22 protein-coding genes are annotated in these 24853 nt (G+C 64.4%); 7 read left to right on the top strand and 15 right to left on the bottom strand.

Going from position 1 to position 24853, the window contains the following annotated elements; all coding sequences use genetic code 11:
- Nucleotides 1-46: 46 nt before the first annotated feature.
- The gene (locus VN047_RS20290; RefSeq protein ID WP_325545901.1) at nt 47-847 is read right to left on the bottom strand and encodes a transporter; all 801 of its coding nucleotides are present in this window, start codon (nt 845-847) and stop codon (nt 47-49) included.
- Between the two features lie 91 nt (nt 848-938).
- Between VN047_RS20290 and mtgA the strand changes: the two genes are divergently transcribed.
- A complete protein-coding gene (mtgA, locus tag VN047_RS20285; protein WP_325545900.1) occupies nt 939-1646 on the top strand; it encodes a monofunctional biosynthetic peptidoglycan transglycosylase in 708 nt (235 codons plus the stop codon).
- 172 nt (nt 1647-1818) lie between these two features.
- Here mtgA and VN047_RS20280 read toward each other — a convergent pair whose 3' ends face one another.
- From VN047_RS20280 to VN047_RS20255, 6 genes are all read right to left on the bottom strand, one after another.
- Complete coding sequence (locus tag VN047_RS20280; RefSeq protein WP_325545899.1) at nt 1819-2355, bottom strand: J domain-containing protein; 537 nt, start codon at nt 2353-2355, stop codon at nt 1819-1821.
- Between the two features lie 54 nt (nt 2356-2409).
- Nucleotides 2410-3195, bottom strand: a complete 786-nt coding sequence (locus VN047_RS20275) for a polyphosphate kinase (RefSeq protein WP_325545898.1) — start codon at nt 3193-3195, stop codon at nt 2410-2412.
- Between the two features lie 98 nt (nt 3196-3293).
- Nucleotides 3294-4166: an alpha/beta hydrolase gene (locus VN047_RS20270; RefSeq protein ID WP_325545897.1), complete on the bottom strand. Its 873-nt coding sequence runs from the start codon at nt 4164-4166 to the stop codon at nt 3294-3296.
- Nucleotides 4167-4169: 3 nt separating this feature from the next.
- The gene (aspS, locus tag VN047_RS20265; RefSeq protein WP_325545896.1) at nt 4170-5951 is read right to left on the bottom strand and encodes an aspartate--tRNA ligase; all 1782 of its coding nucleotides are present in this window, start codon (nt 5949-5951) and stop codon (nt 4170-4172) included.
- A 101-nt stretch (nt 5952-6052) separates the two neighbouring features.
- Nucleotides 6053-7564, bottom strand: a complete 1512-nt coding sequence (locus tag VN047_RS20260) for an FAD-binding protein (RefSeq protein WP_325545895.1) — start codon at nt 7562-7564, stop codon at nt 6053-6055.
- Entirely contained in the window at nt 7564-7893 is a 330-nt protein-coding gene (locus VN047_RS20255) for a hypothetical protein (protein ID WP_325545894.1), read from the bottom strand. Before VN047_RS20255 ends, VN047_RS20260 begins: the two co-directional genes overlap by 1 nt.
- Nucleotides 7894-8002: 109 nt before the next feature.
- Here VN047_RS20255 and rnd point away from each other — a divergent pair, with 109 nt between their 5' ends.
- The gene (gene rnd / locus VN047_RS20250) at nt 8003-9190 is read left to right on the top strand and encodes a ribonuclease D (protein ID WP_325545893.1); all 1188 of its coding nucleotides are present in this window, start codon (nt 8003-8005) and stop codon (nt 9188-9190) included.
- On the opposite strand, the gene VN047_RS20245 is transcribed toward rnd, so the two are convergent.
- The 4 genes from VN047_RS20245 to VN047_RS20230 are packed head-to-tail and all read right to left on the bottom strand — an operon-like array spanning nt 9187 to nt 14768.
- On the bottom strand, nt 9187-10689 hold the full coding sequence (locus VN047_RS20245; RefSeq protein ID WP_325545892.1) for a Ppx/GppA family phosphatase: 1503 nt from the start codon (nt 10687-10689) through the stop codon (nt 9187-9189). The genes rnd and VN047_RS20245 overlap by 4 nt on opposite strands.
- A complete protein-coding gene (locus tag VN047_RS20240) occupies nt 10679-12850 on the bottom strand; it encodes an RNA degradosome polyphosphate kinase (protein ID WP_325545891.1) in 2172 nt (723 codons plus the stop codon). Before VN047_RS20240 ends, VN047_RS20245 begins: the two co-directional genes overlap by 11 nt.
- A complete protein-coding gene (locus VN047_RS20235; protein WP_325545890.1) occupies nt 12841-13494 on the bottom strand; it encodes an HdaA/DnaA family protein in 654 nt (217 codons plus the stop codon). Before VN047_RS20235 ends, VN047_RS20240 begins: the two co-directional genes overlap by 10 nt.
- Nucleotides 13494-14768 (bottom strand): heavy-metal-associated domain-containing protein, encoded by a 1275-nt coding sequence (locus VN047_RS20230; protein ID WP_325545889.1) that lies wholly within the window; start codon nt 14766-14768, stop codon nt 13494-13496. Before VN047_RS20230 ends, VN047_RS20235 begins: the two co-directional genes overlap by 1 nt.
- A gap of 85 nt (nt 14769-14853) precedes the next feature.
- Between VN047_RS20230 and purM the strand changes: the two genes are divergently transcribed.
- The 3 genes from purM to VN047_RS20215 are packed head-to-tail and all read left to right on the top strand — an operon-like array spanning nt 14854 to nt 17538.
- Nucleotides 14854-15960 carry a phosphoribosylformylglycinamidine cyclo-ligase gene (gene purM / locus VN047_RS20225; RefSeq protein WP_325545887.1) on the top strand — a complete coding sequence of 369 codons (1107 nt, stop codon included), beginning with the start codon at nt 14854-14856 and terminating at the stop codon, nt 15958-15960.
- The gene (gene purN, locus VN047_RS20220) at nt 15953-16903 is read left to right on the top strand and encodes a phosphoribosylglycinamide formyltransferase (protein ID WP_325545885.1); all 951 of its coding nucleotides are present in this window, start codon (nt 15953-15955) and stop codon (nt 16901-16903) included. Before purM ends, purN begins: the two co-directional genes overlap by 8 nt.
- A complete protein-coding gene (locus tag VN047_RS20215; protein WP_325545883.1) occupies nt 16828-17538 on the top strand; it encodes a hypothetical protein in 711 nt (236 codons plus the stop codon). Before purN ends, VN047_RS20215 begins: the two co-directional genes overlap by 76 nt.
- Nucleotides 17539-17597: 59 nt before the next feature.
- Here the strand turns inward: VN047_RS20215 and ndk are convergent, their stop codons facing one another.
- The 4 genes from ndk to VN047_RS20195 form a co-directional block, all read right to left on the bottom strand.
- The gene (gene ndk / locus VN047_RS20210) at nt 17598-18020 is read right to left on the bottom strand and encodes a nucleoside-diphosphate kinase (RefSeq protein WP_325545881.1); all 423 of its coding nucleotides are present in this window, start codon (nt 18018-18020) and stop codon (nt 17598-17600) included.
- Nucleotides 18021-18109: 89 nt separating this feature from the next.
- Nucleotides 18110-18634 (bottom strand): hypothetical protein, encoded by a 525-nt coding sequence (locus tag VN047_RS20205; RefSeq protein WP_325545879.1) that lies wholly within the window; start codon nt 18632-18634, stop codon nt 18110-18112.
- A gap of 87 nt (nt 18635-18721) precedes the next feature.
- Entirely contained in the window at nt 18722-19171 is a 450-nt protein-coding gene (locus VN047_RS20200) for a DNA polymerase III subunit chi (protein ID WP_325545877.1), read from the bottom strand.
- Between the two features lie 14 nt (nt 19172-19185).
- Complete coding sequence (locus VN047_RS20195) at nt 19186-20631, bottom strand: leucyl aminopeptidase (protein WP_325545875.1); 1446 nt, start codon at nt 20629-20631, stop codon at nt 19186-19188.
- A gap of 132 nt (nt 20632-20763) precedes the next feature.
- Here VN047_RS20195 and VN047_RS20190 point away from each other — a divergent pair, with 132 nt between their 5' ends.
- Nucleotides 20764-23070 carry an LPS-assembly protein LptD gene (locus tag VN047_RS20190; RefSeq protein ID WP_325545873.1) on the top strand — a complete coding sequence of 769 codons (2307 nt, stop codon included), beginning with the start codon at nt 20764-20766 and terminating at the stop codon, nt 23068-23070.
- Between the two features lie 290 nt (nt 23071-23360).
- Nucleotides 23361-24701, top strand: a complete 1341-nt coding sequence (locus VN047_RS20185; protein ID WP_325545871.1) for a peptidylprolyl isomerase — start codon at nt 23361-23363, stop codon at nt 24699-24701.
- Nucleotides 24702-24853 lie beyond the last annotated feature (152 nt).

Below are 24853 nucleotides of genomic sequence, written 5' to 3'. Positions count from 1 at the left end.
CGGGCGATCGAAACACGCTGGCGGCATCCCTGCAGGGATACAGCCTTCAGAAGCGGCGGGCGTAGCCGAAATAGAGTTCGACGTCCGCGCTGTCGCGATTGAGGCCGACGTTGGCGCCGACGTCCCACTGGCTGTCGTCATCGGGTTGCCAGCCCACCGAAAGCCCCGCCAATGCCTCGGTCAAATGGCCATCGGGGTCGCGGTCGCGGGTAATCGACATTTCGGCCGTCATCGAGATATCGTCCGACAGATCGAAACCGATACCGACAACCGAGCCATAGGCAAGATGGCGCCCGTCGCCATCGCTGTCGACCGCCGCGTCGACATGCGGCGAGAGCCCGAGCGACAGTGCGCCGAGTTCGAAGCCGACTGGCACGAGCAGCCCTGCGCCCCAGTCGCCCGCCCCAATATTTTCACCGCCTGACGGCAACGTAGCGTAAGGCATCAACGCGGCCGAAACCCCCGACCCGTCGGGATTGCGCAAATTCTTCCGCAGCGCGAACGTGACGTCGCCGGTCCGCGTCCGTTTTGTCACTTCGCCGGTCGCCCGGTCGCGGTCGCGCACATGGCCGAGCATCGTCCAGCCCAGCTGCACTTCGAGCGATGGCGTCAACCCGACACGCAGCAACGCGTCGCCGAACGTCCAGCTATCGGAACGGCCGTCCGCGCGTTGGTCGAGCGTCCAGTCGGCGCCCCCGATTTCGAGCATCGCGCTGCCGGCATCGATCGTGCAGGCGGGCGTTCCGAGCCCCGGACGGTCGGGACAGAGGTCCCGGCGATCCTCGTTCGCAAGGGCCGGGATCGCAGCGACGAGGGCGACGAACGAAAGCAGAAGTCGAAACGGCATCCCCTGACTCCTCCAAGCCTTCTTGTCCCGCAAGACGAAAGACCGATCAAGCCCGCTTGCCTCAAAGCCGCAAGCGACTAATTTGCCCTGCATGGCAACTCCCTCCCGCGCAAGGAAGCGCAAGCTCCCCTGGTATCTCCGTCCGTTCAAATGGCTGCTGTGGTTCGTCATCGCCTCGGTGCTCTGGGTGCTTGTCTATGCCGTCGTGCCGCCGCCGGTGACGCTGACGATGCTGCTCGACAGCAACGGGATCGCCAAGGACTGGGAAAGCCTGCCGGGCATCGACCGCAACATGGTCCGCGCCGCGATCGCGGCCGAGGACGGTAAATTCTGCAGCCACGACGGGTTCGACCGCGATGCGATCGAGCAGGCGATCGAACGCAACGCCAAGGGCAAACGCATACGCGGAGGCTCGACGATCAGCCAGCAGACCGCCAAGAACGTCTTCCTGTGGCAGGGCAGCGGCTGGACGCGCTATGTCCGCAAGGTACCCGAAGTTTGGTTCACCTTCCTGATCGAGAAGACTTGGGGCAAACGCCGGATCATGGAGGTCTACCTTAACGTCGCCGAGACCGGGCTCGGCACCTATGGCGTCGAAGCGGGAGCGCAACGCTATTTCAGGCATGGCGCGGCAAAATTGACCCCGGCCGAGGCAGCCCGCATCGCTGCGATCCTGCCACTTCCCAAAAAGCGCGAGGCGGTGAGCCCGTCGGGTTTCACGCGCCGCTATGGCAACACGATCCGCGCGCGCATCGGCCAGGTCGGGCGCGACGGGCTCGATGCGTGCGTATATAATTGAGCTGTTTTGTCCGCTTTGGGTGTGGGTTGACTGCCCTTTGTGCAGGCCAGCGAAAGCCGAAACCCAACGCGCAAACACGCCAAGTTCGCGTTAGAGTTCTGGACCTCGGCTTTCGCCGGGTCACACATCTCTATGTCAGCTTCCAGTCAGTATCTGTCACGCACCCGGGCAGCTACGCCGGCTTCCAGCTCTTCCGCTCTTCGGCCTGCTTGAGGATTTCGAACGCCGCCTGCCCTGCGGCAAAGCGCTTGGCGGCTTCGGCATCGCCGGGTCTGACGTCGGGGTGGCATTCCTTCGCGAGATTGCGCCACGCCTTCTTCGTCGCCTCGAAATCGGCGTCGGGTTCGAGGTCGAGGACTTCGAGCGCGCGCATTTCGTCGGCGCTGCGGCTGCCGTCACCCGATCCGCCCCACGCATAATGCTGTGCACGGGCATAGCTGTTGGCGCCGCGCTTCTCTTCGGCGGCGCGTGCGGCCGCATCCTCTGCGCTCAGTCCCTCGAAATAATCCCAGCCACGATTATATTCAGCCGCATGGGTTTCGCAGAAATACCAGCGCTCGGGACTGTTCGGCGATTTGGGTGCAGGGCAATTTCCGGGCGCGGTACAGCCGTGGCGATCGCACAGGCGCACCTTCTGTGCCTCGCGCGACGAGCCATAGGGGCGCCAGCGGGGGAAACCCCAGTCGTCGGATCTTTTGGCGCGGCTCATCGCCCTCATGTAGCGACTGAGGGCCGACATTGCTAGCCGAGAAGGCCGAAAAACCTAGTCTTTGGGCTTGTAGCCGAATGCTTTTCCCGCGAGTTTGACGACCGCGGGGTCGAGATCGGGCGGGGTCATCGGCACCGCAGCCTCAAGCGTTTCGATGATATGCGTCAACGCCGCGATGCGCGCGGCCTTCTTGTTGTTGCCGTCGATCACCTTCCACGGTGCCCAGCGGGTGTGCGTCTGCGCGAACATCTCGTCCATCGCGGCAAGATAGTCCTTGCGCTTCGACCGGTTGCGATAGTCCTCGGTTCCGGTCTTCCACCGCTTCCACGGATCGTCGAGCCGGTCAGAGAAACGCTTGTCCTGTTCTTCCTGCGTGATGTGGATGAAGAGTTTGACGAGGTTCGTGCGGCTGCCGGTCAGCTGCGCCTCGAACTCGTTGATTTCGTCATAACCCTTGCGCCACTCGGCTTCATTCGCATAGCCTGCGACGCGCTCGACGAGGACGCGGCCGTACCAGCTCCTGTCGAAGATCGAGATTTCGCGATTGCCGGGCAGACGCTTCCAGAAACGCCACAGGAAATGGCGCGCCCTTTCCTCTTCATTCGGGGCGCTGATTGGCCACACTTCGAAATAGCGCGGGTCGAGCGACGCGGTCAGCCGCTGGATGATTCCGCCCTTCCCTGCGGCGTCCCAGCCCTCGAACATGATGATGCTGCGCTGACCATGGATGATGTGCGCCGCCTGCAGCCGTTCGAGACGGTCTTCCAGCGCCGAGAGGTCATCGGAATAGTCGCCGTCATATTTAGCGCCGGTTTCATGGTCGGAAAGGGAAATGCTCATGCGCCACCCCTAGCGCAAGCAAGCCTGTCGTACCAAGCAAGTGATACGCCATGTCATTTTATGGCACAGCCTGGGCTGTGTTTCTTACGGCCGGCCGGTCAGAGAAGTTCGGCAAGCAGCGTCCCGACGCGCGCCGGATTCTCCATCGGGATGAAATGGCTATGATCAGGCCATAGCTCGTCGCGCTCGGCACCGATTGCGGGCCCGAGACCCGTCCAGGTCGGGCTGAGCGAGAAATCGAGCAGGCCGCCACGCTCGCCAGTGGGCGCGCGGATCACGGTCGACGGCGTGGTCAGATATTGCAGCCACTCATGCGGGCTGGTGCGAAGCGCATTCTGATAGACCGACGCCTCAAGCGCGGGGGGACAGGCAAGCTCCAGCCCTTCACCGTCTGTCGCCGGAAGCAGCCCGTAGGTGCAATAATCGGTCAGAACGCGCGGATCCCAGTTCGCATAGGGCGGCCGGTCGGCGAAGCGCGCCTGCATTTCTTCGGCGCTGGCCCAGGCGTTCCGCCGCCGGGCGACGGGATGGTCGGCAGGATCGGGGATCGGCCTGGCGCTCTCGCCCTCATAAGAGGCCGGGTTCATGATCACAGGGTCGATCAGGACGAGGTGACGAAAGGCCGCCGGCCGCTGCGCCGCGAGGCGCGTCAGTACATAGGCGCCCATACTGTGCCCCGCGCCGACGAGCGGATGTCCACCGAGGCGGTCGAGCAGTGGCAGCAGCGCATCGGCGGTCGCCGCCCAGTTGGCGAGCGTTGCGGGGCGGTAGCTGCGCCCGTGGCCGCGGTGATCGGGCGCGATGACGTGCGTGCCCGACGGCAAAGCCGCGACCACCTGATCCCATAACCGCGCATGAAAGCCCGTGGCATGGAGGAGCAGAACCGAAGCTCGCTGCCCCCGCGTTCCCCACTCGAACCAGCAGATGTCGCCTTCCGGCGTTTCCAGCCGGTGCTCCAGGGGTTCGCGCATGCCTTAGCCCTTAGGGCCGTCGACCAGCCGGATGCCGAGTTCCTTGAGCTGCTTGTCGCTGACCGGTGCCGGTGCGTTCATCATCAGGTCTTCGGCCTTCTGGTTCATCGGGAAGACGACAACTTCGCGGATGTTCGGCTCGTCGGCGAGCAACATCACGATGCGGTCGACGCCCGGCGCCGAACCGCCGTGCGGCGGCGCGCCGAACTTGAACGCGTTGATCATGCCGCTGAAGTTCGCATCGACATCGGCCTGCGAATAGCCCGCGATCTCGAACGCCTTGTACATGATGTCGGGGCGGTGGTTCCGGATTGCGCCCGACGACAGTTCGACGCCGTTGCAGACAATGTCATACTGCCACGCGAGGATATCGAGCGGGTCTTTGGTTTCGAGCGCTTCGAGTTCGCCCTGCGGCATGCTGAACGGGTTGTGGCTGAAATCGATCTTGCCGGTATCCTCATCGGCCTCGAACATCGGGAAATCGACGATCCAGCACATTTCGAACGTGTTGGCGTCGATCAGTTCGAGCTGCTCGGCCACGCGCGTGCGCGCAAAACCCGCAAGCTTTGCCGCGACAGCTTCCTTGCCCGCGGCAAAGAACAGGCCGTCGTCGGGGCCGGTGCCCAGCTCGGCGGCCAGCGCGTCCATCTTGTCGGTGCCGTGATTCTTCGCGATCGGACCGCCCCATTCGCCGCCCTTGCGCGTCGCGTAGCCGAGGCCGGCAAAACCTTCGCCCTGCGCCCAGCTGTTCATGTCGTCGAAGAATTTGCGGCTCTTTTCGGCGGTCGCCGGCGCCGGGATCGCCCGAACGACATCACCCGCAGCGACAATATCGGCGAAGCGCCCAAAGCCCGAGCCGGTGAAGTGCGAGGAGACATCGGTGATGATCAGCGGATTGCGGAGGTCGGGCTTGTCATTGCCATACTTCAGCATCGATTCGCGGTACGGGATGCGCGGGAACGAACCGGCGGGCGTTACCGACTTGCCGTTGGCGAATTCCTCGAACACGCCCGCGAGCACCGGCTCGATCGCGTTGAAAACGTCGTCCTGCGTAACGAAGCTCATTTCGAAGTCGAGCTGGTAGAATTCACCCGGCGAACGATCGGCGCGCGCGTCTTCGTCGCGGAAGCAGGGCGCGATCTGGAAATAGCGGTCGAAGCCCGCGACCATCAGCAGCTGCTTGAACATCTGCGGCGCCTGCGGCAGCGCATAGAATTTGCCCGGGTGGACGCGGCTCGGCACCAGATAGTCGCGCGCGCCCTCGGGCGACGAGGCCGTCAGGATCGGCGTCTGATATTCGGTGAATCCCTGATCGACCATACGGCGGCGCAGGCTGGCGATCACGTTCGAACGCAGCAGGATGTTCGCGTGCAGGCGATCGCGGCGGAGGTCGAGGAAGCGGTACTTCAGGCGGATATCTTCGGGATATTCCTGTTCGCCCGCCACGGGCATCGGCAGTTCGATGGCGGCCGACTGCACCGAAACTTCACGCGCGCGAACTTCGATCTCGCCCGTCGGCAGGTTGGCGTTGGTCGTTTCGGCGGAGCGCGCGACAACATCGCCGGTGATCGTCACCACGCTTTCGGCGCGGAGGCCGTCGAGCGTCGCGAAAACCGCGTCGCTGCTGTCGGCGACGATCTGGGTCAGGCCATAATGATCGCGCAGGTCGACGAACAGCAGCCCGCCGTGGTCGCGCTTCCTGTGCACCCAGCCGGAGACACGGACGGTCTGGCCGACCTGTTCGGCGCGAAGCTGGCCGCAATTATGGGTGCGATAGGCGTGCATTTGATCGTCTTTCGATGGCTGGGGAAATCAACAAAAAGTTGACATTTATGGCCGCGCCTAAGGCAGGTCGGCGCGCCATTTGTCAAGGGTGGACGGTCGATTCAGCAGGTCAGCCCCAGCCCGTCGAGCACCTCGCTGCCGAACAATACCCGATGGGCGGGATCGGGAAGCAACCGATCCCGCGCGGCTCGCCACCGCCGGAAATCCTCGCCATAGTCAGCCGCGACGCGCGCAGCGTCGAGCCGGCAGCTTTTCGCCCAGTGGCGTGTGAAGGCGATCCGCTCGGCATCGAGGCATTCGATGACGCGCGCATAGGCGTCGGCGGTACGCTGGCTGCGCGGTCCGTCGAAATCGATCACCGAATTGTGCGGAAAGCGCGCGGGCGCCAGCAATCCCTGCGCACGCTCCATGAAGCGCACGGTGACGACGGTCGAGCCGCCATGGCGCGCATAGACGGCACAGATCAGCTCGAACGCCCGCGCCAGATCGGCGCGATCGATGGTAACCGAAGCGTTGAACAGGTCGGCAAGCGGCCGGTGCGTATCGAGCCCCTCCCCCCAACTGCCATACACGGGCGGCGCGTCGACATCGGGACCGGCGGCATAGCCTTGCTTCATCGCGAACTGGAGCAGCGCGCCGCGCGCCCATGGATAGTCGTTCAGCAAACGGCCGAGCAAACTGAGCGCATCGTAGCCCGCGCCAAGTTGCCCTGGCGTTGCGTGCTGATAATCGTCGCGCCATGGCTCGCGATAAAGAAAGCGCAGCATCGCGGGCCGCTTGAGGGGCTTGTAGGGATTGACGATCATCTGGACGAAATCGGGGTCCTGATCGAGCGCATAGGCGGCCGAGAAGCGTCGGAAATCACCGGCAGCGAGCCAGTCGAGCGCCGCGCGATCAACCTTGCGCAAGTTCTGGATCGGCCGGACGAGGAATTTGGGCACGCTGTCGACCACCATCGCGGTGACCACGCCAAGCGACCCCACGGGAAGCTGCGCCGCGGCGAAGAGATCGTCGTCGCGCAGCGGCGTCGAGCCGGTTGTGGCGACGAAGGCGTCATTCATCACCCCCGTCGCGGGTTCGATCCAGTGAATGCCCTCCGGCGTGACGATTTGCACCGCGCGAATATGGTCCTGAATGCCGCCGCGGGTCACCATCGATCCGTGCGTGCCCGTCGCGCAGGCGCCGGCAAAAGTCTGGCCGTTGCCCGCCCCGCTGGTCCAGAGCGAGCGCCCTTGCGCCTCGAGCTTGTCCGACACTTCGTCGACGAGCGCGCCCGCTTCGACGAGCATCAGTGTGCGCGCATCGATGCCGGGGGAGACATCATCAGGGTTGATGCGAAAACAGCGATTGAAACGGCGCGTGTGGAGCAGCCAGCTGTCGGACGCGATGTTGACGTTCGACGGCGACCAGCCCGCGCCGAGCGGACGAACGCGGCGCCCGGCCGCGGCCGCTGCGGCAAGCCAATGCTGCACCGCTTTCGCAGCGATCGCGAGTTCGTCGCGGCCGCGTTCAGCGTCGCCGCTGCGCAAGGCGAAGCGCGTCGCTGCCTCACAGGTGCCCGTGCCGTGATAATTGGTCCAGCGCCCTTCCTCGGCAAGTTGCACGATAGGCATCACGCGTCCCCTAGCGGAAGGATGCCGGCATGCGCGCGCCAAGCCAGGGTCACCGGACGCAGAAAACCGAAAGTTACAATCGAAACAAGCATTTGGCGGCGCGTTGCAAAGACGCGGACGTCGCACAGGCCATGGTCGGATTCGGGCGTCACAAAGGGCTGCGCCGCCTCGCTCGCGAAGCCCCAGCCCTTCAGCGTGACCACCATCGATTCTTCATCGAGCGGTCGCGGGTTGGCGACGGAGAGGAAGATATCCGCCTGCCCCACAGCATATTGCCCGAAAAGCAACGCAAAACCGAGCGCGGCCAGCGCCCAACCGACCCACATCATGCCCCAAATCCCTTCGTCTTTACCTCCGGCCGGTGTTCCGGCTCCGCGACCCGAAGAGCACAGGCAATTTTTCCTGCCCGTTCCCCTCAACTAGCTGTATAGGCCCGCTATGCAAGTCCATCCGTTGATCGAAACCAACGCCGCGCTCGTCGAATTCTGCAACCTCATCGGGGGCAGCGATTTCATCGCAGTCGATACCGAGTTCATGCGGGAAAATACTTTCTGGCCAGAGCTTTGCCTGATCCAGGTCGCCGACCGCGAGCATGCCGCAGCAATCGATCCGATGGCTCCGGGCATCGATCTCAAGCCGCTACTCGACCTGCTCGTCGAAAATGAGGACATGCTGAAAGTCTTCCACGCGGGCGGGCAGGATGTCGAAATCATCTTCAACCTTACCGGCAAGACGCCGCATCCGATCTTCGACACCCAGATCGGCCAGATGGCGATCGGTCAAGCCGAACAGGTCGGCTATTCGAACCTCGTCGAGGCGTGGATCGGGTTGCAGCTCGACAAGGGCGCGCGGTTCACCGACTGGAGCCGCCGCCCGCTCGACAAGCGCCAGATCGATTATGCCGTTGGCGATGTCACCCACCTCGCGAAGATTTTCCCGATGATGCTCGACAAGCTCATCAAGACCGGGCGCGGCCACTGGCTCGACGAGGAAATGGAAAAGCTGGCTGACCCCGCCAATTACAGCGTTGATCCCGACAAGGCGTGGCATCGGATCAAGATCCCCTCCCGCAAGCCCGACGTGCTCGGGCGGCTTCGCGCGCTGGCGGCATGGCGCGAACGCGAAGCACGAACCAAGAATCTGCCGCGCGGCCGCATCGTCAAGGACGAGACGCTTGCCGACCTCGCCGCGCATCCCCCAAAGGACCAAGACGGTCTCGGCCGGGTCCGCGGCTTGTCGGCGACGTGGAAGTCGAACGACATCGGTGCGCGGCTGATGGACGCGCTCGCCAACGCCAAACCGCTGGACAAGAACGACATGCCCGATCGCGCGCCGCGCGGCCCGGGGCTCGGCAAGGAAGGCGTGCTGGTCGCGGACCTGTTGAAGCTGCTTCTCAAGATTCGCGCGCGCGAACTCAACGTCGCAGCGCGACTGATCGCGCGCAGCGACGATCTGGAGGCTCTCGCCGCGGGTGGGCGCCAGGACATCCCGATGATGACCGGCTGGCGGTACGACGTTTTCGGCCACGCCGCGCTCGACCTTGTTGAAGGGCGAATGGGTTTCGCGGTGAAGGATGGCAAGCTCGTGATGAGCGAGATCGACGCCGCGGCGTCAAGCACCGACTAGAGCAGCAGCAGCTCCGGCTTGGCGTCGAGCGCCTGCGCGAGCGAGCGCAGGCGGCGTTCGACCGATTCACCGGCAAGGTGATGCCAGCCGTGATCGAGGCTCAATCGCAGCCGCCCCCCGGCAAGTGCGATACCGCTCGCCTTGAGCGGGGCTTCGACGCCCCCCGTCAACCGCTGCGCCAGCCGGATCGCAAGGCCCCATTGCCGCGCCCGCGCCAACCGGTCCGGACCGACCAGACCGCCCATTGCCGGGAAATCGCTGTCGGCGCCGCCGAAACCCGCATGAAGCGCGCGCGCCAGAAGGATGCGACCCGGAATATCAATGCCGCGCCAATTGCCGTGCAGCCCGATCTCGGTACCGCGTTCGGCACGGAAATCGGGATTGGCCGACCAAGCGACATCGCTGAGCAGGCTTGCCGCGAGGCGGACCCGGCTGTCGGCTGGCGCTTCGCCGGCGAACAGGGGCGCAATCCATTCGGTGATCGCACGGCCATGCGGGGCGAAGCGCGCGAGACGGCGACCCTCGAACTCGGCCGCAACGATCAGCGGGTCCTGCGCTCGCGTTTCGGCATCGAGCACCTGATAGAGCAGCCCTTCGCGAAGGCCCGAGGACGAGACTGTCATTTCGGGGATGTCGATGATGTTCGCGAGCGCGGCGAGCAAGGCGGCCGCGTCGGGCAACGCCGCGGCGCGGTTCGAAGCCATCCCGGGAATCGCGCGCAACTCTTCGAAACTCAGCCTTTTGGTCGCACGAACAAGGCGCCGTAACGCCGTACGCGGCAAGGTGTGCTGGTCGAGCACAGCGAGCGGATCGTGCGTGAGTTCGAGATCGAGGCGCGAAAGCGCGCGCCACGATCCGCCGACCAGATAAAGCGGATAGCCGGCGAGGCCACCGGGCCAGCCCGCATCGCGGAGCATCTTGCGGACTGCGCGCTCGAACGACTGCTGTCCACTCTCGCGCAACGCCGGCAGGCGGAGCACGCCGAGCGGGAAAGAAGCGCGGCGACCGACCTGCCCGTCAGCGACTTCAGCGAGTTCCAGACTACCACCGCCCAGGTCGACCGCTATCCCGCGCGCCTCGGGGATCGCCGCCAGCACGCCATAGCCCGCCGCCTCGGCTTCCTCCTCGCCCGAGAGCAGGCGAATCTCCAGACCGGCTTCGGCGGCGGCGGCGATGAATTCGGGACCGTTTTCGGCATCGCGTACCGCGGCAGTCGCGACGCACTGCAGGTCCTTCACTTCCATATGTTTAGCAAGCAATGCGTAACGCCGCAGTGCCGTCAGCCCGCGCGTCGCATCCTCGTCGGCGATACGACCATTGATCGCGAGGCCGCGACCGAGGCCGGCGGCGACCTTTTCGTTGAAAATCACCGCGGGCGCGCGCGCCGGTCCTTCATAAACGACGATGCGGACCGAGTTGGAACCGATGTCGATGACGGCAGAGCGGTGGACCGCCTGTTTCGTGCGCAGCAAACCCAAGTGCAGCTTCTCAATCTTCATGCATGTCAAAGGCAAGCGTCGGGACGTCATGGCGCTTGTGGAGCGCGGTCCCGCGACCCGACAGCGACGGGTTATTCATAAAATAATGGTGCAAGTTAAAGGGCTTGTCTCCCGACCTCACGCGCACTGACGTACCATCGGGTTGCAGAATCCAGCTTTGTTCATTGTCGATGAGGTTCGCGACGAGCACCTGGTCGAGTATCTGGTCGTGCACGGTCGGATTTTCGATCGGGATCATATATTCGACGCGGCGGTCGAAGTTGCGCGGCATCCAGTCAGCGCTGCTGATATAGAGCTTTGCCCCCCGGTGCGGCAGCGGCGCGCCGTTCGCGAACGCCCAGACGCGACTATGTTCGAGGAAACGGCCGACCACCGACTTGACGCGGATCGTTTCGGAAAGGCCGGGTACTCCCGGGCGCAGGCAGCAGATACCGCGCACGATCAGTTCGATCGGCACCCCCGCAGCGCTCGCCTCGTAAAGCTTGTCAATGATGCCCGGGTCGACGAGGCTGTTCATCTTCGCCCACACACCCGACGGCAGGCCTGCCTTTGCCGCAGCGGTTTCGGCATCGATCAACTGCGAAAGATGCGCGCGCATGTTGAGCGGCGACATGGTGATCAGGTCGAGCCGCTCGGGTTCGACATAGCCGGTGATATAGTTGAAGAGCTGCGCCGCATCGCGGCCGGCACGCGGGTCGGCGGTGAAGAAGCTGAGGTCGGTATAGATGCGCGCGGTCACCGGATGGTAATTGCCGGTGCCGAAGTGGCAGTAAGTACGATAACCCTGCCCCTCGCGGCGCACGACCATCGAAATCTTGGCGTGCGTCTTCCACTCGATGAAGCCGTAGACGACCTGCACCCCGGCGCGTTCGAGCTGGTTCGCCCAGAGCAGATTCTGCTCCTCGTCGAAGCGTGCCTTGAGTTCGACCACCGCGGTCACCGACTTGCCTGCCTCTGCCGCCTCGATCAGCGCGCGGATCACCGGCGACTGGTCGCCGGCGCGATAGAGCGTCTGCTTGATCGCGACGACATCGGGATCGGCCGCCGCCTGACGCAGGAAAGCAAGGACGACCTCGAAGCTTTCATAAGGATGGTGGACGACGATGTCCTTGCTGCGGATTGCCGCGAAGCAATCGCCGCCATGCTCGCGGATGCGTTCGGGAAAGCGCGGCGAATAAGCGGGGAATTTGAGGTCGGGACGATCGACGTCGACGAGCGCCGACAGCGCGGCAAGCCCGATAAAGCCGCCGATCTTGGCGACGATCGCTTCGTGCCCCTGAATGTCGGCGTTGAGCACCTCGGCGATTTCGCCCGGCATGTCGGCTTCGAGTTCGAGCAGAATCACCCGGCCCCGTCGGCGGCGGCGGATCGCGGTGCGGAACAGGCGAACGAGATCTTCGGCTTCTTCCTCAAGCTCGATGTCGCTGTCGCGGATGATGCGGAACACGCCCAGCGAGCGGATCGTGAAGCCCGGGAACAGCAGATCGCCGAACAGTTCGATAAGATATTCGATGGGCACGAACGCGCCGGGCTCGCCCGGCACCGGGACGAAGCGCGCAAGCGACGCCGGAATCATCACCAGTTCGCGCACCGTATCGCCCGTCACCTTTCGCTGAAGGTCGAAGATGACACCCAAGCCGCGATTCGGAATGAATGGAAAGGGGTGCGCGGGATCGAGTACCTGCGGGGTCAGGATCGGGAAAATCTGGTCGATGAAATATTGGCGCAGTGCGGTGCGGAGCGCTTCCTTGTCCGACCCCGAACCGTGAACGACGATACCCTGTTCGCCGAGTTGGCGGTGGAGTAACTGCCATTCGCTCTGCTGCTGGTCGACGAGGCGGTTCACCTCGGCCTCGATCTCGGCAAGCTGTTGCCCCGGCGAGCGCCCGTCGGCCGAGGGATCGTCGATTCCCTGCAACTGCTGTCCCTTGAGGCCCGCGACGCGGACCATGAAGAATTCGTCGAGATTGCTGCCCGAGATCGACAGGAAACGCAGCCGTTCGAGCAGCGGATGCGCAGGGTTGCGCGCTTCCTCCATCACCCGGCGGTTGAACGCGAGCCAGCTCAGCTCGCGGTTGAAGAAACGTTCGGGACCAAAGGGAATTTGTGACGCGCCATCGGCGTCATTGTCAGCGCGAAGAGGCCCGCCAGCTATCGACATGTGCTCGTTTCCTGTCCTTCGAGGAGATCGGGATCGATCAGCCCCTGTGACAGTAATGTTTCACGCGTAAGACGAACGCTGATGCCACGCCCCTTTTCGAGCGATGCCGCATCGAGCGCCGCGACGATGCGGTGGATCATCGCATAGCTGCGCTCCATCCGCGGGACGATGTAAGAGGCGACGCCGGGTGCGAGCGCCATGCCGCGCTGCGCGAACAGCGCCTCGATCAGATCGCGCGCAAGACAATCGTCGGGCTCGCCGATCGTCAGCACCGGCACCGCCGCCAGGCGCGAGCGGAGATCGGGAAGCGCGACATTCCATTCGGCCGGAGGAACATCGGCAATAATCAGCAGCGGCGTGCCACTGGCCTGCGCGGCATTCCAGGCATGGAAAATCGCTTCTTCCGAAACGCTGCCATGGCCGTCGATGACCCGGCCGCCGGTGTCGCGCGCAAAAAGCCGGCCGATCAGGCTGCGGCCCGATCCGCGCGGTCCGACGAGCACCGCGGTGCGCACGGGCCAGGTCGCGACATGGCGCAGATAACGGACGGCGTCCGCGTTGCTCGTCCCGACGATCAGCGGACCGTCATTCGATCCGCCCGCGCTCCAGTCGAGCGGGAGCGCGATCTGGGATGCGCGCGCCATCAGCGGCTGATCCTGAGCTGGCCGCCGCCTTCCTGGACCTTGAACCCGCGTGCGGCCAGCGCGGCGCTGAGCGCGGCGATGTCGCCCCGGAAGCTGACGCGCATTACCGATGTGCCGCCGAGCGCAAGGCTGGTGGTCGAGGCCGACTGGACGCCCGCAGCGCCCGCCACGGCGCGTTCGGTCGCGGTGACCGAATCGACGTCGGGCGAACTGTACTGGACGGCGAAACTCTGCACGCCCGAAGCTACGGCCGTCGGCACGCTGGCATCGGTTTCGCTCGGCAGCACATCTTGATCCGCCGTCGCAGCATCTTCCGGCAAGTCTTCCCTTTCAACGGGTTTTTCGAGGACCAGATAGGTGTCGGTCTTGAGGACGCCTGCTGCCAGCGCCTCGATATAAATCCGGTCCATGCGCGCGACCGCCTTTTCCATCATATCGGGTAACGCAGCCGGGCTGGGGCCGGTCATGCTGAAGCTGGATATCAGCTTGCTGTCAGGCCCGAAGCGCGCGGTAAAATAGCCTTTGATCGGACCGCCGGGGTAGGAATATTCGACGCGCGCGATCGGGGTCAGCACGTCGGCGGCTCCATATTGATCGAGGATCACGCGCCACCAGACACGGCCGCGACGCCCGGTCTGCCCCGCGTTGATCAGCAGCGTGTCGGCGCCGGTGCCCGCGGTGCGGACATAGTCGATCGCGCTCTGTCCCGTATTATATTCGGCCCACGCCCGCTGCCAAGCGCTGCGCTGCTCGAACACCTGCTCGATGCCGTCGATCGAATAGACCGGGATGACGAGCAAGGGCGGCGAGCGCAAGGTCCGACCGCTGACGCCGAGAATCTGGCCGGCACGGACGCGATCGAACTGGACGCCGAGCTTCGCGACATAGCGGCGCGGGCCGATCTGTTCTTCTTCGACGACGATAGCGGTGACGATGCCGTCCAGCACCGAGTCGCCAAGTTTGGGGCCATCGCTGCCATTGAGCTTGCGGTAAAGCTGGGCCCAGCCGAGGCGCTGCGCTTCACGCCAGCCCTTTTCACGCGCATCGTCGGCATTGTCGCCTGTCACATCGACCAGAATTCCGCTCGCGAGAAAATCGCCGCTGCTGTTGATCGGGGTGATACCGCGATCGCCCCGGCTGATCTGCCCCTCGACCACGCCGACGAGCAGAATCGCGAAGAAAAGACCGAAAAGCGCGGCCCAGCGCCAGTCGCGCGGGCGAATGGCATCGAGAGTCAGGCGGGGCGCGAAGCGCGGGAAAGCAGCCGAAATCATATCTTCTCTATGCTTTGCCCAAAAGCGCGGGCCCCGACAAGGAAATCATGGCAATTATCGGCTGGAACCGTTAGTCGCGCGTGCCATGGATTCCAAGCACAACCAACCCGGCTCCTACACTTACGCGCAGGCCGGCGTATCGATCGAGACCGGCAACGCGCTGGTCCGTGCCATTGCCCCGCTCGCCCGTGCGACGCGCCGCCCCGGCGCCGATGCCGACCTCGGCGGCTTTGGCGGATTCTTCGACCTGAAGGCGGCGGGGTTCGACGATCCCCTGCTCGTCGCCGCGAACGACGGGGTGGGCACCAAACTCAAGCTCGCGATCGAATCGGGCAAGCATGACGGGGTCGGGATCGACCTCGTTGCGATGTGCGCGAACGATCTGATCGTGCAGGGCGCCGAACCGCTGTTTTTCCTCGATTATTACGCGACGGGCAAGCTCGACAATGACGTCGCGACCGAAGTCGTCGCGAGCATCGCCGAGGGTTGCAGGCAGGCCGGATGCGCGCTGATCGGCGGCGAGACCGCCGAGATGCCGGGTATGTATTCGGACGGCGACTATGACCTCGCGGGTTTCTGCGTCGGCGCGGTCGAGCGCGACCAGGTTCTGACCGCCGACAAGCTCGCGGCAGGCGACGTAATCCTTGGCCTCGCTTCGTCGGGTGTCCACTCGAACGGTTTCTCGCTCGTACGCCGGCTTGCGGCGGACAAGGGCTGGAAGCTCGACCGCCCTGCCCTGTTCGACCAGAATATCCTGCTGATCGACGCGCTGATGGCGCCGACCCGCATCTATGTGAAGAGCCTGCTCCCGCTCGTGAAGACGGGCAAGATCCATGCGCTCGCGCATATTACGGGCGGCGGACTGCTCGAGAATATCCCGCGCATCCTGCCGAAGACCTTGCACGCGCATGTCGATGCCGATACCTGGGCCCAGCCGCGACTGATGGCGTTCCTGCAGGCGCAGGGCAATATCGAGCCCGAGGAAATGGCGCGGACCTTCAACTGCGGCATTGGCATGGCGGTGGTGGTCGCCGAGAGCGATGTCGCCGAAGTGACGGCGGCACTCGACGCCGCGGGCGAGACGGTGCACCGCATCGGCCATATCGCCGAGGGTGAAAAGGGCTGCACCGTGACCGGTAGCGCCGAAACCTGGAGCGCGATGGGCGCGTGGTCGGCAACGCATAATGGCTAAGGCGCGCGTCGCCGTCCTGATCTCCGGCGCCGGCACCAATATGGCGGCGCTGCTCTATGCGGCGAAGGCCGCCGACTGCCCCTATGAACTGGTGTTCGTCGGCAGCAACGACCCCGACGCGCCGGGACTTGAAATTGCCGAGGCCGAAGGCATCGCGACGTGGGGTCTCTCGCATAAGGGCATGAACCGCGATGCGTTCGACGCGCTGGTCGACGCGCAATTGCGCGGCGCGGGCGCCGAATTCGTCGTACTCGCGGGCTATATGCGTATCCTCTCGGACGATTTCGTCACACGATGGGCGGGCAAGATGATCAACATCCACCCGAGCCTGCTGCCGCTTTACAAGGGGCTGAATACGCACCAGCAAGCCATCGAGGCAGGCGACAGGTTCGGCGGATGCAGCGTCCATATCGTGACGCCCGGCGTCGACGAGGGCCCGGTGCTAGCCCAAACGCCGGTCGCGATCCTGCCCGGCGATACGGTTGAAACCCTGGCGCGGCGGGTGCAATACGCCGAGCATCAGCTTTATCCCGCGACGCTCGCCGCGTTCGTAGTGCGCGAACGGTCGCCTGACTATCTGCGCGGCCGCGTGCGCGATCTGGCGATGGCCTTGCCCGAGGCCGACGAGGTGACCTCGCACGGCATGCCCTGCTTCGGGATCGTGAAGGGCAAGAAATTCGCCTATTTCACCGAGGATCATCACGGCGACGGCAAGGTCGCACTGCTCGTCAAGATCAGCGGCGGCGACGAGCAGGCCGCGCTGATCGAACTCGACGACGAGCGCTATTATCGCCCGGCCTATTTCGGCGACGGCTGGATCGGCATCCGGCTCGACCTCGGCGATACCGACTGGGATGCCGTCGGCGAATGGCTGCGCAAGAGCTGGCTGGCAGTGGCACCGAAGAAGCTGGCAGGGCTGATGGGAGTTGCGGAGGAATTTTGACCATGCGGTGGATGACCGGCCTGTGGATTCTTGCCCTCGGCGGTTGTGGCATGGCCGTTTCAGACAAGCCCATGCTCGAACCGGCCGATATCGCCGGGGCACCGCAATTTGCGGACGGCGTCTGGCTGATGCCCGATTTCGACGACGCCAGCCATTGCGTGGTCAATACCGCGCTGCCAGTCTCCAGATGGCCCGATTGCGCGACTTGGGCGGTACATCGGGACGGGCAATGGTTCGCGCGCGAGGGCAATAGCGGGATCGCGACCAAGGCTGTACCACGCGCCGCGTTGGTGGTGTCGAACGGCGATATCGCGATCGTCCAGATCGAATCGGAGACATCCCCCGCGAAGGACGGCGTCATCGATTCGATGCCTTACTCCTTTGTCGCATTCCACAACAAGCCGGCGGCAACCGCAAAGCTGCGGTCGATTGGCTTCTGGATCGTGATGTGCGGAAAATATGAAGAGGGCGGCACCGACAATGAAGGGGGCAAAATACTGGTGCGCTTTCCCGGTTTTGACAAAAAGTGCCGCCCGGCGTCGATCCGCGTACTGCGCGATGCCGCCGCCGCCAGCCACACGCCGCAAACCCTCGACCTGCCCCGTTTCCACTGGGTACGCGAGACGCTCGACTAAAAAGAAAAAGGCCGCCGGATCGCTCCGGCGGCCTCTTCTATCCGGATATGCCTTCTGGCTTAGCCGACAATTTCTTCGGGCTTGAAGAAATAGGCGATTTCGATCGCCGCATTTTCGTCGCTGTCCGAACCGTGAACCGTGTTCGCCTCGATGCTCTCGGCCAGTTCCTTGCGGATCGTGCCGGGTGCCGCGTCCTTGGGGTTGGTCGCACCCATGATGTCGCGGTTCGCCTGCATCGCATTCTCGCCTTCGAGAACCTGGACGACGACGGGGCCGCTGATCATGAAATCGACGAGTTCGCCGAAGAAGGGGCGCTCCTTGTGAACCGCATAGAAGCCTTCGGCCTGCTCGCGGGTCATGTGGATGCGCTTCGACGCGACGACGCGGAGGCCGGCGTCCTCGAGCATCTTGGTGACGGCGCCGGTGATGTTGCGACGCGTCGCGTCAGGCTTGATGATCGAAAAGGTGCGGGTGACCGCCATGGGAAAGCTCCTGCGTTGGTGTGTTCTGTGATGCGCGCGCCTCTAGCCGCGCTTTCACCGCACCGCAAGGACAGAGCGCAGCGGGGCGGTCAGCGGCCCGAGCCATAGGTCACCGCACCTTCCACCATGTCGCCGTTCTGGGTCGTCGTAACCTGGATCGAGGTGTTGGCATCGTCCGGCTTTTCGGCGCTGATGATCATCGTGTCCTCCGCATTCATTTCGGATTTCACCTTGAGACCGGCAGCTTCGATCTGGCGGCGGTAATGTCCGATCACATCGGCCGCCTTGCCCTTCACCTCGAAGCTTGCGAGGCCACCCTGCTTGCCCTCCGACGCCCCCGCGAACCCGCCGGTCATCTTCGATCCCGGAAAGGGCGTGAGCCCGGCCGGCAGCTTCGCTTCGCCGCCGAACTGGACTTCGCCATCGTCGGTCTTGATCGTCACCTTGCCATTGTCGCCGTCGTCGCTGCTGCTGATCCTGTAGTCGGCGGTCTTGCCGGTTTCGGTATCGGTATAAGTGCCGCTCGCAACCTCGGTCTCCGATTTCGAGCCGCAGCCGGCGAGAAGCAATGTCGCGGCGGCGAATGCGGCGCAGAGGGAAGATCGGATCGGCATATCGAAGGCTCCTGCTGGGATGAAAGCCCGGCCGCTTTGCGCGAAATCCCCGCGCCTGTCGGTGATGCGCGTCACAGAGCCTGCTCGCTATGGCCCCTCGGACCAGCGGCCGCGATCATCCTGTTTCCAGAAGCGGTTGTCGACATCGTCGCGCGCCGCAAGCGCACGCCAGGTCGCGCGCGCATCGTCGATGCGACTGTTGTCGAACAGCAGGAAGGTTCGTTCGAAGCCAAGCGCCTCGTCACGCCATTCGCCATCGGCGAGCGCGACGAGACGCGCCCGATTTGGGGGCGAGGCTTCGAACGCGCCGGAGATCAGGATCGGTTCGATCTCCTCGTCGGGCGACCCCGCGGCGCCGTGCGGCAGGAAGCTCGCGGGCTGAAGCGTCCAGAGCGCTTCGTCGATCGCCTGCCGCTGCATCGCCGGTGCAGCGACCACCAGCAGACGATCGCCGTTTGCCAGGATTCGCGTCGCGATCGCCGGCAAGACCCGCTCGACGGGATCGCGAGTCAGCCGGTAGAAATCGACGCGCGCCACCGGTCCCCGTCCGTTCAGCGCTCGTGGTTGGCAGCGATATAGCGGTCGAGCAGGCGCACGCCGTATCCGGTTGCGCCCTTGGCATAGACCGGGCCATCCTTGTCGCCCCACGCCGTGCCCGCAATGTCGAGATGCGCCCAGGCGACGCCATCTTCCACATAGCGTTTCAGGAACTGCGCCGCGGTGATCGAACCGCCTTCGCGCGGGCCGATATTCTTCATGTCGGCAATGGGGCTGTCGATCAGCTTGTCGTATGCGGGCGACAGCGGAAAACGCCACAGCTTGTTGTTGCTCGCATCGCCCGCGGCAAGCAGGTCGGCGGCGAGGCCGTCGTCGTTGGCAAACATGCCCGCATATTCGTGGCCGAGCGAGATCACCATCGCGCCGGTCAACGTCGCGAGGTCGACGATCACCTTGGGATCATAGACCTTCTGCGCCCAGCTGATCGCGTCGCAGAGGACGAGGCGACCTTCGGCGTCGGTGTTGAGCACCTCGACCGTCTGCCCCGACATGGTGGTGACGATGTCGCCCGGGCGCATCGCATTGCCGTCGGGCATATTCTCCACGAGGCCGACGACGCCGACGACGTTCGCCTTCGCCTTGCGCCCCGCGATCGCCTTGATCGCGCCCGCGACCGCGCCCGCGCCGCCCATGTCCCATTTCATCATGTCCATGCCCGGCCCGGGCTTCAGGCTGATACCACCGGTATCGAAGGTCACCCCCTTGCCGATGAACACGACGGGCGCCTCGCCCGGATTGCCGCCGTTCCAGCGCATCGCGAGCAGCCGCGGCGGACGCGTCGAACCCTGCGCGACGCCGAGCAGCGCGCCCATGCCGAGCGCCTTCATCTGGCGCTCGTCGAGCACTTCGAGCTCGACGCCGAGGTCCGCGAGATGCCGGCAGCGTTCGACGAAGCTTTCGGGATAGAGGATGTTCGGCGGCTCGGCGACGAGCGTCTGGGTCAGCGCGACGCCGTCGGCGATCGCTTCATTTTCGGACCAGCGCGCCGACAGATCGCCGTGCGGCGACGCGATCGTCACGGTCTTGAGACTTGGCTTCGCCTTGTCGGCGAGGCGCGTGCGATAGGTGTCGAGGCGCCAGTTGCGAAGCAATGCACCCATCGCGAAGGCAAGGACGTCGTCGGCGTCGCTCTGCCCTGCGCTGGCGAAGTCGACATGGACATGGGTGACGCCGCTCGTCTGCAGCTTCGCCGTCAGCGCCGCACCGCCGCGCTCGAGGTCGTGCTCCGACCCTTCACCGATACCGACGAGCAGCAGGCGCTTGGCCTGCCCGCCGTCAACTGCCGCAGTCTCGGCGATCGCGCCCGCAGCGCCGTCAAAGCGCGCCTGCGCCGCAGCAGCGCCAAGCAGAGCGCCGAGCGACCCGGCTTCGCCCTTGCGGACCGGAAACGCGACAACGTCGGCAGACGCATCGATTTGCGCGACAAACTGAATGTCCATGCCTTAACTTTCTTATGCGATGATTGATTGGAACGTGGCGGACCGATAGGGGTTTCGCTTGCGAGTTGCAAAAACAAAGCGGCCGGTCCAAGCCGGCGAATGTCGATAGTGGGTTCGGGACAAAGGGATTAAATGAGCTGGGCTTTGTTCCAACAAGCGGCGCGTGCGCGGCCGTTCTGGCTGGCGACAGCCAGCGGCTTGGCATTGGCAGCCAGCCCGGTGCTGGCCCAGACCGAGGCTAATCCGGCCCGGCCGGCGGAGGAGGTCGCGGGCGAGCCCGACCTGCAAACGCCTGACATCGTTCCAACCACCTCCGACGCCCCTGATGTCGAGGGGGAGGAGCAGATCGGCTTCGCTGCCGACAACCTCAATTACGACAGCGACAGCGAGGTCGTGATTGCCGAGGGCAATGTCCAGATGAACCGCGAAGCGATCGAGATGCGCGCGGACAAGGTGACCTGGAACCGCAAGACGGGGCAAGTGTTCGCCGAGGGCAATGTCAAGATCAAGAACCCCGAGGGCGACACCGCCTATGGCGACAAGATCGAGCTGACCGATACGCTCCGCGACGGGGTCGTCGAAAATCTGCTCGTCGTGCTCGACAATGGCTCGCGGCTCGCGGCGATCAGGGGCACGCGGTTCGACAACGGCAATATCGAACTGGAGAATGCCGCCTACACCCCCTGCCCGGTCGAGGATGACGAAGGGTGCCCCAAGAACCCGAGCTGGCAGATCCGCGCCGTAAAGGTCATGTACGACCGCGCCAAAAACAAGATCCGTTACAAGGGCGCGCGCGTGGAGATTTTCGGCCTGCCGCTGATCCCGCTGCCCGGGCTCAGCCACCCGGCGAACAGCGAGGCAGGAAGCGGCATCCTGGTGCCCGAAATCCGCCTCGACCGCAGCAACGGGTTCGAAATCGCCGTTCCCTATTATCTGCGCATCGCACCCGATCGCGACATCACGATCACACCGCACTTCTACACCAGCGCGGCGCCGATGATGGAGGGCGAGTTTCGCGCGCTCACCGATATCGGGTCATTCCGCATCAACGGTTATGCAACCTATGGATCGCTCGTTCCGCTGACGGGGGATGACCCCGATAGCCGCAAGCGCTTTCGCGGCTATCTCGAGAGCGCGGGCAAGTTCCAGTTCGATCCGCATTGGAGCCTCACCTATTCGGGCCGCGTCGCGACCGACCGCACCTTCATGCGGCGCTACGACATCAGCCGCGACGACCGGCTGCGCTCGACCTTCGAACTCGAGCGGATCGGCGGCAGATCGTACCTCTCGATTGCCGGCTGGGCGACGCAGACACTGCGCCGCAACGACGTCCAGGGTCAGCAGCCGATCGCGCTGCCGATCATCGATTATCGTCAGCGGCTCGACGATCCGCTGCTTGGCGGCCAGTTCGAGCTGCAACTCAACACGCTGGCGATCGGGCGCACTGCCGGACAGGACACGCAGCGCGCGTTCGCCGGCGCGCGTTGGGATTTGCGCGGACTGACCGGGCTGGGACAGGAAGTCACCCTTACCGCACTCGTGCGCGGCGACGTCTATCACAGCGACGAAAATCTGCTGACCGCGATCCCCGGTTACCGCGGCAAGTCGGGCTGGCAGGCGCGCGGGATCGCGGCTATCGCGGCCGACATGCGCTGGCCGTTCATCGGCGAATTCATGGGTGGAACGCAGACGCTGACCCCGCGCGTCCAGATCGTCGCGACGCCGCCGATCAGGAACCTTGATATCCCGAACGAGGATTCGCGCGCCTTCGATCTCGAAGACAGCAATTTGTTCGCGATCAACCGCTTCAACGGCCACGACCGGTTCGAGGACGGCGCGCGCATCACCTATGGGGTCGAATGGAATTACAGCCGGCCGGGGTTCAACATCAGCAGCGTCGTCGGGCAGAGCTATCGCCTGTCAGACAAGCCCAGCCTGTTTCCCGACGGCACCGGCCTGACCGACCGCACGTCGGACATCGTCGGACGGACGACGATCGCCTATCGGGATTTTCTGCGCCTGACGCACCGCTTCCGGCTCGACAAGGATAATCTGGCGGTCCGCCGCAACGAATTCGACGCGACGATCGGCAGCCGGTCAACCTACGCCGTGCTAGGCTATTCGCGGCTCAACCGCGACATCCTGCTCCTCGGCGAAGACCTGCAGGATCGCGAGGAAGCCCGCGTCGGCGGGCGCGTCGCGGTGGCAAAACACTGGTCGGTTTTCGGATCGGCGATCGTCGATCTGACCCAGCGCAGCGACGATCCGCTGAACGATGCCGACGGATTTCAACCGATTCGCCACCGTTTGGGCGTCGCCTATGACGACGATTGCCTGTCGATCGCGCTGACCTGGCGACGCGATTACGCCGACACCGGCGACGCGCGGCGCGGCAACAGCTTCTCGTTCCGTGTCGCGTTCCGGAACCTCGGGTTCTGAGCGACGGTTTTCGACCGGTTGCAGCCGCGCACTTTCCTCCCTTCGTCATGCCCGCGAAAGCTGGAACCCGGCGAAGGACGGGCCGACGGTCGCTCCGGGTCCCCGCTTTCGCGGGGATGACGAAAAATGGGGAGCGGCAAATCACAGCCCAAGGCACCTCTTCCGCTCAGCCTAGGTTCAGCGTCGACAACCTACGAGCGGGCATCAAATGGCTCCAAAAGCGGATTGCGCTGGACCATCGGGCGCATCCGCTGATACGGAGCGTCCGGACTTTCTCGAATAGGGTAGCAATGACCAGATTTTCGACCATGACCGGATTGATTGCCGTGGCGGCCGTGGGCGTGTCGCCGGTGGTGGCGCAGACCGTCACCGACAATGATGTCCCGACGACCAGCCTCAACATCCCTGGCAACGTCCAGATTTTCGGCGATGCGAAACCCAATGTCTATCGTCCCTCCGCGACGGTGAACGGCGAGATCATCACGGCGACCGATATCGAACAGCGCATGGCGCTGATCCGTATTGCCAACAACAATGTCGAACTGCCCCCTGAGGAAATCCAGCGGCTGCGCAGCCAAGTGTTCAGCAACCTGATCGACGAAAAACTGCAGATTCAGGAAGCCAAGGCGGCTGACATTACGATCGACGAGAATCTCGTCAACGACCAGTTTGCCCGGCTCGCAACACGTTTCAAGCAGTCGCCCGATCAGTTTTCGTCCTATCTCGTGTCCAAGGGCTCGTCGGCGGCCGCAGTGAAACAGCAGATTCGCGGCGAATTCGCCTGGGATCGCCTGCTCTCGCGCAACATCCAGTCGACGACCAATGTCTCGTCGGACGAAGTTCAGGCGGTCGAAAAGCGCATGAACGACGCCAAGGGGCAAGATGAGTTCCATCTGGGCGAAATCTACCTGTCGGCGACCCCCGAAAATGCCGCCGCGGTTATGGAAAACGCCAAGAAGATCATCGATGCGCTGCAGGCCGGCGGCAGCTTTGCCGCCTATGCGCGGCAGTTTTCCGAGGCGTCGACCGCCAGCGTCGGTGGTGACCTGGGCTGGGTGAGGCCCGGATTGCTGCCGCAGTCGATGGCCGATGCGGCAACGCAGATGCAGCCCGGACAACTCGTCGGCCCGGTCGAGGTGCCCGGCGGCATGTCGATCATGCTGATGATCGATCGCCGCCAGGTGCTCACCGCAGATCCGCGCGACGCCATCCTCAGCCTGAAGCAGCTTTCGCTCGAGTTCCCGGCCGGCACTACGCAGGCCCGGGCATCCGAACTTGCGGGACAGTTCGCCGAAGCGACGCGGACCATCGCCGGCTGCGGCGCCGCCGACGAGGTTGCGGCCCGGCTGGGCGCCGCGGTCGTCTCGCGCGACAATATCGAGATGCGCGCGCTGCCCGCCCCCTTGCAGAGCACACTGGCCAGTCTGCAGGTCGGCCAGACGACACAGCCGTTCGGCTCGCCCAACGAAGGCGTCAGCGTCCTGGTCCTGTGCGGCCGCGACATGCCGGCGGCGGCGAACGCGCCGAACCCCGAGCAGATCGAGCAGCGGTTGCTCGAAGAAAAGGTCAACAAGCGCGCCCAGCGCTATCTGCGCGACCTGCGCCGCGACGCGGTGATCGAATATAGCTGATGCCTTTTGACGACCAACGACGTCCGATCGCGGTTACCATGGGTGACCCGGCCGGCGTCGGCCCCGAAGTCGCCGCCCGCGCATGGGCCGCGCGCCGTGAGAGCAGAGGGAGCGACTTTACAAGTTCATCTCAAACACTGTTGCTTATGTCA

The organism is Sphingopyxis sp. (assembly GCF_035565275.1).
In the GTDB taxonomy this organism is placed as follows: domain Bacteria; phylum Pseudomonadota; class Alphaproteobacteria; order Sphingomonadales; family Sphingomonadaceae; genus Sphingopyxis.
The sequence above is the reverse complement of the archived record's forward strand: the minus strand, read 5'-3'. Positions and strand labels throughout refer to the sequence as shown.

Coding starts and splice junctions, on each gene's coding strand:
- rnd (WP_325545893.1), top strand. CDS start 8,003: ATGCAAGTCCATCCGTTGATCGAAACCAACGCCGCGCTCGTCGAATTC.
- VN047_RS20185 (WP_325545871.1), top strand. CDS start 23,361: ATGACCAGATTTTCGACCATGACCGGATTGATTGCCGTGGCGGCCGTG.
- VN047_RS20215 (WP_325545883.1), top strand. CDS start 16,828: ATGGCTGCGCAAGAGCTGGCTGGCAGTGGCACCGAAGAAGCTGGCAGG.
- VN047_RS20240 (WP_325545891.1), bottom strand. CDS start 12,850: ATGTCGATAGCTGGCGGGCCTCTTCGCGCTGACAATGACGCCGATGGC.
- VN047_RS20245 (WP_325545892.1), bottom strand. CDS start 10,689: ATGAAGATTGAGAAGCTGCACTTGGGTTTGCTGCGCACGAAACAGGCG.
- VN047_RS20190 (WP_325545873.1), top strand. CDS start 20,764: ATGAGCTGGGCTTTGTTCCAACAAGCGGCGCGTGCGCGGCCGTTCTGG.
- mtgA (WP_325545900.1), top strand. CDS start 939: ATGGCAACTCCCTCCCGCGCAAGGAAGCGCAAGCTCCCCTGGTATCTC.
- VN047_RS20280 (WP_325545899.1), bottom strand. CDS start 2,355: ATGAGCCGCGCCAAAAGATCCGACGACTGGGGTTTCCCCCGCTGGCGC.
- VN047_RS20275 (WP_325545898.1), bottom strand. CDS start 3,195: ATGAGCATTTCCCTTTCCGACCATGAAACCGGCGCTAAATATGACGGC.
- VN047_RS20205 (WP_325545879.1), bottom strand. CDS start 18,634: ATGCCGATCCGATCTTCCCTCTGCGCCGCATTCGCCGCCGCGACATTG.
- VN047_RS20255 (WP_325545894.1), bottom strand. CDS start 7,893: ATGATGTGGGTCGGTTGGGCGCTGGCCGCGCTCGGTTTTGCGTTGCTT.
- ndk (WP_325545881.1), bottom strand. CDS start 18,020: ATGGCGGTCACCCGCACCTTTTCGATCATCAAGCCTGACGCGACGCGT.
- VN047_RS20235 (WP_325545890.1), bottom strand. CDS start 13,494: ATGGCGCGCGCATCCCAGATCGCGCTCCCGCTCGACTGGAGCGCGGGC.
- aspS (WP_325545896.1), bottom strand. CDS start 5,951: ATGCACGCCTATCGCACCCATAATTGCGGCCAGCTTCGCGCCGAACAG.
- purM (WP_325545887.1), top strand. CDS start 14,854: ATGGATTCCAAGCACAACCAACCCGGCTCCTACACTTACGCGCAGGCC.
- VN047_RS20230 (WP_325545889.1), bottom strand. CDS start 14,768: ATGATTTCGGCTGCTTTCCCGCGCTTCGCGCCCCGCCTGACTCTCGAT.
- VN047_RS20290 (WP_325545901.1), bottom strand. CDS start 847: ATGCCGTTTCGACTTCTGCTTTCGTTCGTCGCCCTCGTCGCTGCGATC.
- VN047_RS20195 (WP_325545875.1), bottom strand. CDS start 20,631: ATGGACATTCAGTTTGTCGCGCAAATCGATGCGTCTGCCGACGTTGTC.
- purN (WP_325545885.1), top strand. CDS start 15,953: ATGGCTAAGGCGCGCGTCGCCGTCCTGATCTCCGGCGCCGGCACCAAT.
- VN047_RS20270 (WP_325545897.1), bottom strand. CDS start 4,166: ATGCGCGAACCCCTGGAGCACCGGCTGGAAACGCCGGAAGGCGACATC.
- VN047_RS20260 (WP_325545895.1), bottom strand. CDS start 7,564: ATGCCTATCGTGCAACTTGCCGAGGAAGGGCGCTGGACCAATTATCAC.